Annotated in this window: 10 protein-coding genes; 2 read left to right on the plus strand and 8 right to left on the minus strand. The window is 55.3% G+C overall.

Going from position 1 to position 13,477, the window contains the following annotated elements:
- Positions 1 to 62 precede the first annotated feature (62 nt).
- Positions 63 to 539, plus strand: coding sequence for a kinase inhibitor (locus tag OGW17_RS14350; RefSeq protein ID WP_049010068.1), 477 nt, complete (start codon positions 63 to 65; stop codon positions 537 to 539).
- 105 nt (positions 540 to 644) lie between these two features.
- On the opposite strand, the gene hutH is transcribed toward OGW17_RS14350, so the two are convergent.
- From hutH to hutI, 5 genes are all read right to left on the minus strand, one after another.
- Positions 645 to 2,165 (minus strand): histidine ammonia-lyase, encoded by a 1,521-nt coding sequence (gene hutH / locus OGW17_RS14355; protein WP_012133205.1) that lies wholly within the window; start codon positions 2,163 to 2,165, stop codon positions 645 to 647.
- Between the two features lies 1 nt (position 2,166).
- On the minus strand, positions 2,167 to 3,852 hold the full coding sequence (gene hutU / locus OGW17_RS14360) for a urocanate hydratase (RefSeq protein WP_012133206.1): 1,686 nt from the start codon (positions 3,850 to 3,852) through the stop codon (positions 2,167 to 2,169).
- A 139-nt stretch (positions 3,853 to 3,991) separates the two neighbouring features.
- Positions 3,992 to 4,711 (minus strand): histidine utilization repressor, encoded by a 720-nt coding sequence (locus tag OGW17_RS14365; RefSeq protein WP_012133207.1) that lies wholly within the window; start codon positions 4,709 to 4,711, stop codon positions 3,992 to 3,994.
- Between the two features lie 88 nt (positions 4,712 to 4,799).
- Positions 4,800 to 5,741, minus strand: a complete 942-nt coding sequence (hutG, locus tag OGW17_RS14370) for a formimidoylglutamase (protein ID WP_012133208.1) — start codon at positions 5,739 to 5,741, stop codon at positions 4,800 to 4,802.
- Positions 5,738 to 6,961, minus strand: coding sequence for an imidazolonepropionase (gene hutI / locus OGW17_RS14375; protein WP_071260117.1), 1,224 nt, complete (start codon positions 6,959 to 6,961; stop codon positions 5,738 to 5,740). The genes hutG and hutI overlap by 4 nt, the downstream gene beginning before the upstream one ends.
- Before the next feature lie 231 nt (positions 6,962 to 7,192).
- On the opposite strand from hutI, the gene OGW17_RS14380 reads away from it, so the two are divergent.
- Positions 7,193 to 8,476 carry a putative acyl-CoA thioester hydrolase gene (locus tag OGW17_RS14380; RefSeq protein ID WP_071259650.1) on the plus strand — a complete coding sequence of 428 codons (1,284 nt, stop codon included), beginning with the start codon at positions 7,193 to 7,195 and terminating at the stop codon, positions 8,474 to 8,476.
- A gap of 72 nt (positions 8,477 to 8,548) precedes the next feature.
- Here the strand turns inward: OGW17_RS14380 and OGW17_RS14385 are convergent, their stop codons facing one another.
- The 3 genes from OGW17_RS14385 to OGW17_RS14395 form a co-directional block, all read right to left on the minus strand.
- Positions 8,549 to 10,807, minus strand: a complete 2,259-nt coding sequence (locus OGW17_RS14385) for a hydratase (protein WP_071259652.1) — start codon at positions 10,805 to 10,807, stop codon at positions 8,549 to 8,551.
- An 84-nt stretch (positions 10,808 to 10,891) separates the two neighbouring features.
- Complete coding sequence (locus tag OGW17_RS14390) at positions 10,892 to 12,325, minus strand: anion permease (RefSeq protein ID WP_286452245.1); 1,434 nt, start codon at positions 12,323 to 12,325, stop codon at positions 10,892 to 10,894.
- An 84-nt stretch (positions 12,326 to 12,409) separates the two neighbouring features.
- Positions 12,410 to 13,465, minus strand: a complete 1,056-nt coding sequence (locus OGW17_RS14395; protein WP_071259657.1) for a 4-oxalomesaconate tautomerase — start codon at positions 13,463 to 13,465, stop codon at positions 12,410 to 12,412.
- Positions 13,466 to 13,477: the final 12 nt, after the last annotated feature.

The raw sequence follows: 13,477 nt of genomic DNA on the forward strand, positions 1-13,477 counted from the left end.
GCGGTAAGCTGTAGCGGTTCTGGCTACACTTCCTTGCTAATCAGTAGATTAATGGAGGCGGTATGAAACTTATCAGCAACGACCTGCGCGACGGGGAAAAACTGCCCCATCGCCATGTGTTTAACGGCATGGGCTATGACGGGGACAACATCTCCCCGCACCTGGCCTGGGACGAGGTGCCCGCCGGTACGAAAAGCTTTGTCGTGACCTGCTACGATCCCGATGCGCCAACCGGCTCAGGCTGGTGGCACTGGATTGTCGCCAACCTGCCAGCCGATACCCGCGTACTGCCGCAAGGGTTTGGTTCCGGCCTGGTGGCGATGCCGGAAGGGACTCTCCAGACGCGCACCGATTTTGGTAAAGCAGGCTACGGCGGCGCAGCTCCGCCGAAAGGGGAAACGCACCGCTACATCTTTACCGTTCACGCGCTGGATGTGGAACGCATTGATGTCGATGCAGGCGCCAGCGGCGCGATGGTGGGCTTTAACGTCCATTTCCATTCGCTCGCCAGCGCGTCGATTACCGCAATGTTCAGCTAAGTGCCGTTGTTGCCTGATGGCGACGCTAAAGCATCTTATCCGGCCTGCGGCACCTGACACCCAGCGCCGTAGGCCGGATAAGCGTCAGCGCCATCCGGCATTTTTTTACAAGAAATCAGGTAATAAGCGGAACAAGTCGCCACGCGCCAGCAGTTCGGTCGCGCACTCAATATCCGGCGCGAAGAAACGGTCCTGAGTATAATGCGGCACCTGCTCGCGCAGCGCTTTTCGCGCCTGCTCCAGCAGCGGGCTTGAGGTTAATCCTTCCCGGAGGTCGATCCCCTGACAGGCCGCCAGCCACTCTACCGCAATGACCCCACGCGTGTTTGCCGCCATTTCCCATAGTCGCCGACCCGCAGCGGGCGCCATCGACACATGATCTTCCTGATTGGCCGACGTCGGCAGGCTGTCCACGCTGTGCGGATGCGCCAGCGCTTTGTTCTCGCTGGCCAGCGCCGCAGCGGTCACCTGCGCAATCATAAAACCGGAGTTGACGCCGCCGTTTTTCACCAGGAAAGGCGGCAACTGCGACATATGTTTATCCATCATCAGCGCGATACGCCTTTCCGACAGCGCGCCGATTTCCGCAATCGCCAGCGCCAGATTATCCGCCGCCATCGCCACCGGTTCGGCATGGAAGTTACCGCCAGAAATCACATCCCCCTCTTCGGCAAACACCAGCGGGTTATCCGAAACGGCGTTGGCTTCAACGAGCAGCACCTCCATCGCCTGACGCAGTTGTGTGAGGCACGCGCCCATCACCTGCGGCTGACAGCGCAGCGAGTACGGGTCCTGCACCTTTTCACAGTTATGGTGCGACTGTGCTATCGCGCTGGTCTCCGTCAGAACGTGGCGGAACAGCCCGGCGGCGTCAATCTGCCCACGCTGACCGCGCGCGGCATGAATGCGCGCATCAAACGGTCGGCGCGACCCCAGAACGGCTTCGGTGGTTAACGCCCCGCAGACCACCGCAGAGGCGAACAGCGCCTGCGCTTCGAACAGCCCACGCAGCGCAAAGGCGGTGGAGGCCTGGGTGCCATTCAGCAGCGCCAGTCCCTCTTTCGCCGCCAGCGTGATCGGTTCCAGTCCGGCCTTTTTCAACGCCTCTTTCGCCGGAAGCCACTCCCCCTGCCAGCGGGCTTTCCCTTCGCCAAGCAGCGTCAACGACATATGCGCCAACGGCGCCAGATCGCCCGATGCCCCTACAGAACCTTTCGCCGGGATCAGCGGCCAGACTTCTGCGTTGACCAGCGCAATCAGCGCTTCAATCACGCTCAGGCGGATGCCCGAGAAACCACGCGCCAGGCTATTGATTTTCAGCACCATGATCAAACGCACCATCGCGTCGTCCAGCGGCTCGCCAATACCCGCCGCGTGGGAGAGCACCAGCGAACGTTGCAGGTTTTGCAGATCCTCCGTGGCGATGCGCGTCTGCGCCAGCAGACCAAAACCGGTATTGATACCGTAGGCCGTGCGCCCCTCGGCGACGATATTGTTCACGCAGTCGACGCTGGCATTAATACCGTCAACCGCGCTGCTATCAAGACGCAGTTGCACTGGCTGCTGCCAGACGGCGCGAAGCTGCGCAAAACTCAGATGACCCGGCGTTAACGTAAGCGTATTCATATCAGCGTTTTCCTTGAGTAGCCGCGATCATCGGCAAGTTCAGCCCTTGTTCTGCGGCGCATTCAACCGCAATCTCATACCCGGCGTCAGCATGACGCATCACGCCTGTCGCCGGATCGTTATGCAGCACTCTGGCGATACGCGCCGCCGCTTCATCGGTGCCGTCGCAGACAATCACCATTCCGGCATGTTGCGAGAACCCCATGCCGACGCCGCCGCCATGATGCAGCGAAACCCAGGTCGCACCGCTGGCGGTATTGAGCAGCGCGTTCAGTAACGGCCAGTCGGATACCGCATCAGAACCGTCGCGCATCGCTTCCGTTTCCCGGTTTGGACTGGCGACGGAGCCGGAATCCAGATGGTCGCGACCAATGACGATCGGCGCGGAGACCTCTCCACGGCGTACCATTTCGTTAAACGCCAGACCCAGCTTTTGCCGCCACGCCAGCCCCACCCAGCAAATACGCGCCGGTAAGCCCTGGAAGTTAATACGTTCACGCGCCATATCCAGCCAGTGATGCAGATGTTTGTCATCCGCCACAATCTCTTTGACTTTGGCATCAGTTTTATAAATATCTTCTGGATCGCCGGAAAGCGCCACCCAACGGAATGGGCCGATCCCCCGACAAAAAAGCGGGCGGATATAGGCCGGAACGAACCCAGGAAAATCAAAGGCGTTCTCTACGCCCATCTCTTTCGCCATCTGGCGGATATTGTTACCGTAATCGAAGGTCGGGACGCCCATTTCACTGAACGCCAGCATCGCCTGTACGTGCTTCGCCATTGAGCGTTTCGCCGCCTGTACCGTGCCCTGTGGATCTGACGCCGCTTTCGCCTGATACTCCTCCCAACGCCAGCCAGAGGGCAGATAACCGTGCAGCGGATCGTGCGCGCTGGTCTGGTCGGTCACCAGATCCGGGCGAACGCCGCGTTTTACCAGTTCCGGCACGACGTCCGCCGCGTTGGCGCACAGCGCAACGGAGACGGCTTTACCTTCGCGGGTATATTTTTCAATTCGCGCCAGCGCGTCGTCCAGCGAGGTGGCCTGTTCATCGACGTAGCGGGTACGCAGACGGAAATCGATACGGCTTTGCTGGCATTCGATATTCAGCGAGCACGCCCCCGCCAGCGTCGCGGCCAGCGGCTGTGCGCCGCCCATACCGCCAAGCCCGGCGGTCAGCACCCAGCGCCCGGACAAATTCCCCTGATAGTGCTGCCGTCCTGCTTCAACGAAGGTTTCATAGGTACCCTGCACGATGCCCTGACTGCCGATGTAGATCCAGCTTCCGGCGGTCATCTGGCCGTACATCGCCAGCCCTTTGGCGTCCAGCTCATTGAAATGTTCCCAGGTCGCCCAGTGCGGCACCAGGTTGGAGTTAGCGATCAGGACACGCGGCGCGTTTTCGTGGGTCTTAAACACGCCGACCGGTTTACCGGACTGCACCAGCAGGGTTTCATCGGCCTCCAGTTTGGTCAGCGCATTGATGATGGCGTCATAGCACTCCCAGTCGCGCGCTGCGCGGCCAATGCCGCCATAAACCACCAGTTCATGCGGATTCTCGGCAACATCGGGATCGAGGTTGTTCATTAACATGCGCAGCGGCGCTTCGGTTAACCAGCTTTTTGCCGTCAGGGTTGTTCCCCTCGGGGCGCGGATATCCTGCTGACGATACTTGCTTTGAGGCATGACACCAGACTCCTTACGATGATCGGACAGATAAGTAACATATACTTGTCTATACAACTTGTCGCAAGGCTGATTTTAACAACTGAGATACATTTTTGTTATATTGCGTCAGCAATCACGCTTTTTATCGCGCCGTCATTCAGGACATAAAATGGCCCTGCAACCGGTAGCGAGAACCGGGAAAAAGCAGGCGAGCGTGAGAAACAATGTGCGACGCAGACCAGGTGCGCCGATGAATTAACAGGCAGGGATCGTGCTCCTTAATGTTCAGCAGCGCGCACTCTTCCGCCGTGGCGCGCACGGCTTCCACAATGTGCTCCCCTTCCGTTAGCGGGGCGATCAGCGACAGGTATGCATGAGGCGTGGTCTGGCTGTAATCCTGCGCCAGATAATCCGGTACAACGCCGGCATTCACACAGCGATCCTCAATCTGCACCGGCAGATCGTTTTCATAGTGCACCATCACCGAATGAAAAATCAGCGTGCCTTCACGCACATTCAGGGCCGTGGCCTGAAGCGCATTCGCCTGTGTCTGTTCCAGCGTCAGCACCTCACAGCGGTGCTGATGGTGACGGGCGGCGATTTCATCGGCAATGCTGCGAATTTCAAACAGTGCGGACTGCCCTTTCGGTTCCGCCACAAATGTGCCGACGCCCTGTAAACGCACCAGCAGCCCTTCATCCGTTAATTCCCGCAACGCCCGGTTGATTGTCATCCGGCTGAAGCCAAATTGCGCCACCAGTTCCGCTTCCGAGGGAATACGGTCATGCGGGCGCCAGACGCCGCTGGCGATGTTGTCGCTGATCGTCTGTTTGACCTTTTCATAGAAAGGCACAGGGGCAGAACGGGATGGGAGCATGCGTAAGCCTTCCTTAAGCGTATGATTTTATTTGCCGGATGGCATTATCCGGCCTGTAACGCGATTTTGTGCCGGACAAACATCGCGATTAACGCCACCCGTGTGCGATTTGCCAGCCGAGGCGTGCCGCAACACGCGCTGCGTTGCCATCATCGTCAAAGCGCGGATTAAATTCAACCATATCCACCGCCTGTAGCTTACCGCTGCGACAAACGGCATCAACAAGCCGCATCACCGTCGCCAACGGCACACCGAGCGCTGCGGGCGCAGACACTGCGGGCATCTCCCAGGCGGGTAGCACATCAAGATCGATGGTCAGGTAGATCTTATCCACGCTGTCGATAACCTGCGCCAACGGCGCCTGAGCGGTATCACAATCCACGTCTTCTACGATGGTCACTCCGCGTTGTTGCGCCTCATCCCATAACGCCTGCGTATTTGCCGCCCGACTGACGCCAAAACAGGCGTAATGAAACTCACGCTGTTGTTCATCGCATAATTGCGCCAACTGGCGAAACGGCGTACCGGAGGTGGCGTGGTCAGCCCGACGCAGATCCAGATGCGCATCAAGATTAATAATGCCGACTCTGGCATGCGGGAACGCATCGAGCAGTCCCGCGCCATGCCCAAACGCCGTTTCATGTCCGCCGCCTAGCACAAACGTGCGCATATCCGCCTGCTGGCAGCGCCGTACCGCATCGCGAAGCGCCTGCTGCGCGCCTTCCAGATCGGGGGCTTGCGCAATAATGTTACCTAAATCCACCAGCCGATCGTGGCCGTGGTGAGAGGCCAGGTTCGCCAGCGCCCGGCGCAGGGCATCCGGCGCGCCAGCAGCGCCAGGTCGCCCCTGGTTTCGCTTCACGCCTTCGTCACAGGCAAAGCCGAGCAAGGCGATTTTTTCACGATACATTTCGGGAGAAAACGTCGGGCTGCGCGTCACCGTCTGAAAGAGACGCAGCGCGTTAGCCGCCTCGGCGCTGTCATCACGCCCCTGCCAGAGCGTGGGGGATGCGGGTTGCCATTGCGTCATGTTACTTCTCCTCTGAATACACGGTGACAGAGCGGGTTACGCCCTGGTTCATAAAGGATTTCAACCGGAAGCTCAGCGTCCCATACAGCAAAGTCAGCGACATATCCCGCTTTCAATTGCCCATGCGTCGTCTGCCGCCCCAGCGCGCGCGCAGCATGCCGCGTCACGCCCGCCCACGCCTCTTCCGGCGTTAAGCCAAACTGTACGCAGGCCATGTTCATCGCCAGATGCAAACTGATAAACGGACTGGTGCCGGGGTTAAAGTCCGTTGCAACCGCCATCGGCACGCCATAGTGGCGGAGCAACGCCACCGGCGGGCGCTGCGTCTCTTTGAGGAAATAAAACGCCCCCGGCAGCAGAACGCCCACGGTGCCGCTGCGACTCATCGCCGCCACGCCAGCCTCATCCAGATACTCAATATGGTCGGCGGATAACCCCTGATAACGACTCACCAGTTGTGCGCCCCCCAGCAAGGAGAGTTGCTCAACGTGCCCTTTTACCGGAATGCCCAACGCCTGAGCGGCCTGAAATACCCGCTCGCTCTGCGCCAGGTTAAACCCCACGCTTTCACAGAAAAGATCCGCCGACTCAAACAGCCCTTTTGCCCATAATCCGGGCAGAATACTTTCGCAAACCAGCGTGATATAGCCGTCGGGATCGTCGCGGTATTCTGCTGGCGTCGCATGTGCCGCCAGCAGGGTAGGACTGATTTCCACCCTGTTTTCATGCGCCAGCGCAGCGGCAACGCGCAACATTTTCTCTTCTGTGGCGAAATTCAGGCCATAGCCGGATTTCACCTCCAGCAGCGTAACGCCTTCTTGCAGCAATCGCGCCATCCGCGCACGCGCAACGGTTAAAAGCTCATCTTCAGAGGCCGTCCGGGTCGCAGCGACGGTCGCGTTGATACCGCCGCCCTGCGCGCTGATCTGCTGGTACGACACGCCGTTAAGCCGCTGCTCCCACTCCCCGGCGCGCGTGCCGCCAAAAATCAGGTGGGTGTGACAGTCAATCAATCCGGGCGTGACCAGTCGGCCTTGCAGATCCACGGTATTGCGGTGCGCGGCGTTGAGCGACGACGCAGGCACAATATCCAGTATCCGGCCCTGGCGGACGACAAGCGCATGATCGTCCACCATCCCATAAGGGCTACCGCGTTCAGGGTCCATCGTCGCCAGTCGGCCATTCCGCCAGATCGTGTCATCAGGTAAAAGTTGCGCCATTGGGTTCATCACTTGTCATGGGTTGTCTATACATTTATTTTTTATTCTGCCGGGGTTGTCAATCTTACAGGCCATGAATGTTATTTATTTGTGATGTACTTGCCTGGAACGTCGGGTGTGCGGCGTCTAAAAAAGAACTTTTTACCTTTTCACCTTCCCGTTTCGCTCAACTTAGTATAAAAAAGCAGGCTTCAATGGAATTAATTTAACTTTCAAAGCCCGGAGCAACCTGTGAACACATTTTCGGTTTCCCGTCTGGCGCTGGCACTGGCTTTTGGCGTGACGCTGACCGCCTGTAGCTCTACGCCGCCCGATCAAATCCCATCCGATCAGACCGCGCCAGGCACCTCCTCGCGTCCGATCCTGTCGGCGAACGAAGCGCAGAATTTCGTTGCTGCACACTATTTCTCGTCACTGACGCCGAATACGGCGCCGTGGACGCCTTCCGCCATTACGCTGCCTGCGCAACCTGACTTCGTTGTCGGCCCGGCTGGCACGCCTGGCGTGACGCACACCACCATTCAGGCGGCGGTGGATGCGGCAATTACGCAGCGCAGCAGCAAGCGTCTGTACATCGCCATTATGCCGGGCGAGTATCAGGGAACCGTGTATATCCCGGCGGCGCCTGGCAGCCTGACGCTGTACGGCACGGGCGAGAACGCGATTGATGTGAAAATCGGCCAGGCGATTGACGGCGAAATGAGCACGACCGACTGGCGTCGTTCAGTGAACCCGGGCGGTAAATACATGCCGGGCAAACCTGCGTGGTATATGTTTGATAACTGCCAGAGCAAACGCGGCGCCAGCATTGGCGTGATGTGTTCTGCGGTGGTCTGGTCACAGAATGACGGCTTGCAGTTACAAAATCTGACCATCGAAAACAATCTCGGTGACAGCGTTGACGCGGGCAACCATCCGGCAGTGGCCTTACGCACTGACGGCGACAAAGTGCAGATTAATAAAGTGAACATTCTGGGTCGCCAGAATACCTTCTTCGTGACCAACAGCGGCGTGCAGAACCGCCTGCAAAACGATCGCCAACCACGCACGCTGGTGACGAACAGTTACATTGAAGGGGATGTGGATATGGTTTCCGGTCGCGGCGCAGTGGTGTTCGATAACACCGATTTCCGCGTGGTGAACTCCCGTACCCAGCAGGAAGCGTATGTTTTCGCTCCGGCAACGCTGTCGAATATTTATTACGGTTTCCTCGCCACCAGCAGCCGCTTTACCGCCGCAGGTGATGGCGTCGCGCAACTGGGTCGTTCGCTGGATGTGGATGCCAACACCAACGGTCAGGTCGTTATCCGCGATAGCGTGATTAACGAAGGGTTCAATATGGCGAAACCGTGGGCTGACGCCGTTATCTCCAAACGTCCTTTTGCCGGGAATACTGGCGCGAAGGATGATAAAGACGAGGTACAGCGTAACCTGAACGACACGAACTTTAACCGGATGTGGGAATACAACAACCGGGGTTTAGGCAGTAAAGTGGTTGCCGAACCGAAGCAATAATATCTGCTGACGATTATTCTTCAGGCCAGATAAAAGAGAAAAGGTCGTCACGCCGGGCGTGACGACCTTTTTTTACATCTGACGGTTTTTATTGAAATTAATCAGACTTCCCGCTTTGATAATTTCACGTTCCTCGGCGGTCAGGCTTTCCAGATACAGACTGATTTCCGTGATTTCATCGTCATGAATCACATAGCCTTTTAAGGTGGTTGCGCATTGATCCAGCGCCGTACGGACGCCAGGAATGTAAATATAATCCCCGACGTCAAACCCAGGCTCACCCGCCATTTGCAGCGGCAACATTCCCCAGTTGATCACATTCGAACGGTAGCGTTTCGTCGCATACTCCTGGGCAATATTCGCCAGACCGCCAATCACGCGCTGACAGCTTGCCGCCTGTTCACGCGCGGAACCGTCTCCCGGCTTAACGGCATAAATCATGCTGCCAATCCCGGTGGCTAACGGATCGGTGGTTTCCTGGCCCGCAATTGTGCGAATACGGGCAAAGACCGGCTCCAGCTCACTCACCTCGCCTGCCAGACGCTGTTTTTCCAGCGTCGCGGTTGTTTTGCTTCGGCCAACATAGTCTGGATCGCGGCGTGACAGGGTGAACTCCGCCAGACCAACCGGGTTTGAGCGGAAAGACGAGGTCTCCCCGGACGGGATCAGCTCATCCGTCGTTGTGACTTCATCAAGAATTTTTGACGCCACCTTGAGCAGAATATTTTCCGTCAGCGCCCCCAGCGCCGGCCAGTCTTTAATATTCGGGCCATAGATGAGCGATTGCTGCGTCGCCCCTTTAACAAAACCCTGATAGACACGGTTTTTGTACGGAGTGGGATCAAACGCATAGTCAGGAACGTTTTCCCAGCAGTCCAGTTCAGCGGCGGAGGTCAGATAGCCCCCATTTATTGCCGTCGCCGCAATAGAACGCGCATCCATCAGCGCAACCGCGGACATTTGACCATTACCCGGTTTCGAACCTTCACGGTTCGGGAAGTTACGGGTGGTGTGGCGAATGCTCAGCCCGTTGTTAAAGGGCGTATCGCCAGCGCCAAAGCATGGGCCGCAGAAAGCGGTTCTGATGATTGCGCCCGCGCCAGTTAAATCAGCCACCACGCCTTTTTTCGCCAGATCCATAAATACAGGCTGTGAAGAGGGGTAAACCGCGAGTGAGAACGTCTCGTTACCACACGATTTTCCGCGCAACGCATTCGCCGCCGCAATGACGTTCTCATAGTTACCGCCTGAGCATCCGGCAATAATTCCCTGCTGAACCTTTAATCTTCCCTTCTCAACTTTATCCAGCAGCGAGATTTTGGCTTTCCCACGGGCAATGCGTGCAGACTCAATTTCTACCTGGTGCAGAATATCCGTCAAATTCTCATTTAACGTGTCGATTTCATACACATTGCTCGGATGGAAAGGTAGCGCGATCATCGGCTTAATTGTGCTCAAATCAACATAAATACAGCCATCGTACCAGGCCATTGGCTGCGGATTCAGCTGTCGATAGTCCGATTCACGGCCATGTAACGCCAGCCAGCTACGGGTTTCATCATCCGTTTGCCACACCGAACTCAGGCAGGTCGTCTCCGTGGTCATGACATCAACACTGTTACGGAAATCCGTGGACATTGCGCTAATGCCCGGCCCCACAAATTCCATGACCTTATTTTTGACATAGCCATTTTTAAATACGGCGCCAATGATGGCTAACGCCACATCCTGCGGGCCAACGCCTGGCGCCGGTTTTCCCGTCAGATATACCGCCACGACGCCCGGATAATCGATATCCCAGCTATCATTCAACAGTTGCTTGACGAGTTCACCTCCGCCCTCCCCTACGGCCATCGTCCCCAGCGCGCCATAGCGCGTGTGGCTGTCTGAGCCTAAAATCATTTTTCCACCGCCCGCCATCATCTCGCGCATATATTGGTGGATGACCGCAATATGGGGCGGCACATAAATACCGCCATAGCGCTGCGCGGCGGAGAGTCCAAAAAGATGATCATCGCCATTAATGGTTCCACCAACGGCGCATAATGAGTTATGACAGTTTGTGAGAACATAAGGTAATGGAAAACGCGCCATCCCGGACGCTTTCGCGGTCTGAATTATGCCTACATAGGTAATATCGTGGGAGGTTAACGAATCAAACTTGATTTTAAGTTTATCCATATTTCCTGACGTATTATGAGACGCAAGAATGGACCATGCGATGGTGCCTTTTTTGGCTTCCTCTTTTTGTACATTACCGTAATATTGTTCTTCTGCAATTATCTCATTGTTACCGGAGAGATAAATCCCTTTGTCATATAACTTAATCATTCATTACTCCACATTGCCGTGCATGTTTCCATGCACGGACAACAGACCATGTCATTAATAATAAAAATGAACGCTGACGGTTGATTACAACATGTTCCAGTCAATCAACATGTTCCACCACCAGATACCAACCGTGATATGTACCAGGAACGTTAAGATGGTCAGAACCGCGCCGACGAGCCACCAGGACTTAATATCGTTGTAACCGACCCCGAAAATAACCGGGCCAGCGGCACCGCCATAGTGCGTGACCATTCCGCCATAAGAGTTGGGGAATAATAAGGCCAGCGCGGTTAGCATTAATGGCGCGCCAGAGACATTCGCCAGCATGGCGAATACCGGCATCATCGCCACAATATAAGCGCTACCGGAGGCAAAGAAATAACGGACAATAATACTCAGGAACAAAATGACGAAGAACGCCACGTTACCATGATTATCAAAAGAGAGATTGTTTTTAAACAGTTCAGCCAGCCAGTCAAAAAACTTCACTTTCGATAATAAAGAGCTTAAGCCAATGATACCGCCGTACCAGATTAATGTATTCCAGCCGCCCTTATTTTTAACGACATCATCCCAGCTCACCACGCCCAGTAACAACATCGCGCCCATCACCACAATCGCAACGGTTGATTCATCCACGCCAAGTTGTTTACTGAAAATCCAGCCTGACAGCGCGAGGACAAAAATACCCAGCAGTAATTTCTCACGGCCTTTCATTGGCCCGAGATCCTGAAGCCCGGCTTTCGCGATCGTCTTATTATCAACCTTTTTAATTTCTGGTGGGTACATGGTATAAATCACCAGCGGCGTCACCAGTAACATAATGATACCCGGCACCATTGCTGCCAGCGCCCATCCCCCCCAGCTTAATTGCAGATGGCAAATATCGTTGATCATTTTCAGCGCCAGTATGTTCCCTGCCATTGCGGTAAAAAACATATAACTGGTCGTTTTCGTGACCATATACACGGACATCATTAAGTAATGACCGACACGACGGGGGCTTTTTTCAGGCTCTGAACCCAGCGCGACGGCCACACTGTTGATGATAGGTAAAACAATGCCGCCTGCGCGCGCCGTGTTTGACGGCGTTGCCGGAGAGAGAACCAGATCGAGAAAAACCGTAACGTAGCCCAGCCCCAGCGTGGTATTCCCAATCTTACCAATCAGAATATATGCAATGCGTTTGCCAAGGCCAGTAGTGACAAACGCGGCGCTTAACGTAAACGCAGAAAATACCAGCCACGTCGTTCCAGAGGCATAACCGCTGAGCACGCTGGTCGTTTTAAACGCCCCTTCACTTAAATTTCCGACCACGACCATCGATGCCGCGACGGCAATCAATAATACAACGGGTTCGGGAAACGGTTTTATCACCAGCCCCACGATTGCCGCAAGATAGATGCCAAAGAGAACCCAGGCGAGTTCACTCAGACCGGCTGGCGCGGGAATTAAGCCAATAATACACGGGATCGCTAATATAATAATTAGCTTCCATATGGATTTTTTATTCATTTTTTGCACCCTGATTTATCTGTATTCGTTATACAGAAAAGGCATTGTTTGATTTTCCTTAATCACAGCGAAATGAGATCAACATCATTCAGGAATATAAACTTCACCTGCAAAAATCTTTCTTGCTGTGCGAATAACAGAAGCACGTATTGAAGAAGGCTCATTACCTTCATTTGTTAAATGAATATCAAGGCATCCGCCCGGATGTTCGATATTTATATCGCCATAGTCCGTCAATTGCGTCATCCGGTGGGCGACCGTCCCTTCTGTCGCACAGCTACTGGCAAGCGCGATAGCACCAGTAATCGCCAGCGCCTTATGGCAGGAGTGCGGCATAAAATAGCGTACATTGATCGTCCCGCCCCGTTTGGCCGGGGAAATAAGCACCGGTTTAGGAATAACCATATTGCTGACGTCGCCTAATCCCATCGCTTTACCCGCCTGCAAACGGATGGATTCAATGCGGCGCAATAATTCAGTATCGGCATCGAGTTCCGCAGGGGATTCATAACCCGTTTTACCGACATCTTCGGCAGCGATAATGACCACCGGCATCGCCATATCAATACAGGTGACGGCAACGGAATTAAAATGATCGACACGATGACCGGTCGGAAAAATTTGTCCGGTTTTGGCGCCAGCAGCGTTCAAAAACGTGAGTGCCACGGGCGCGGCCGTTCCCGGTACGCCATCGATTTTTGCCTGGCCTTCGTACTCAACGGCGCCGTCCGGCGTTTGCACGTCCGCTTCGATATACGTATTTGTATTTACATTACGTATACGCACGCGCGTGACGGGCGGCGTAGTCTCAATTAAGCCATGTTCAATCGCAAATGCGCCTACCGCGGAAAGCATATTTCCACAGTTCGGCGTGGTATCAACGCGGTGTTCATGTACCAGAACCTGAGCAAATAAATAGTCGATATCTGCTTTTGAGTCATCCGAACGACGGATAATGGCCACTTTACTGGTCAACGGATTACCGCCGCCAATGCCATCTATTTCCAGCTCATTCCCCGATCCCATAATTGCCATCAATATGGCATCGCGCCGCTGTCTCTCCTCAGGAAGGTGTTCTGCTAATAAAAACGCCCCTCTGGATGTTCCCCCTCGCATCAACGTGCAGGGAATTTTTTTCATAACATTGCCCTC

This window comes from Citrobacter sp. CK181, assembly GCF_030333595.1.
In the GTDB taxonomy this organism is placed as follows: Bacteria; Pseudomonadota; Gammaproteobacteria; order Enterobacterales; family Enterobacteriaceae; genus Citrobacter_B; species Citrobacter_B koseri.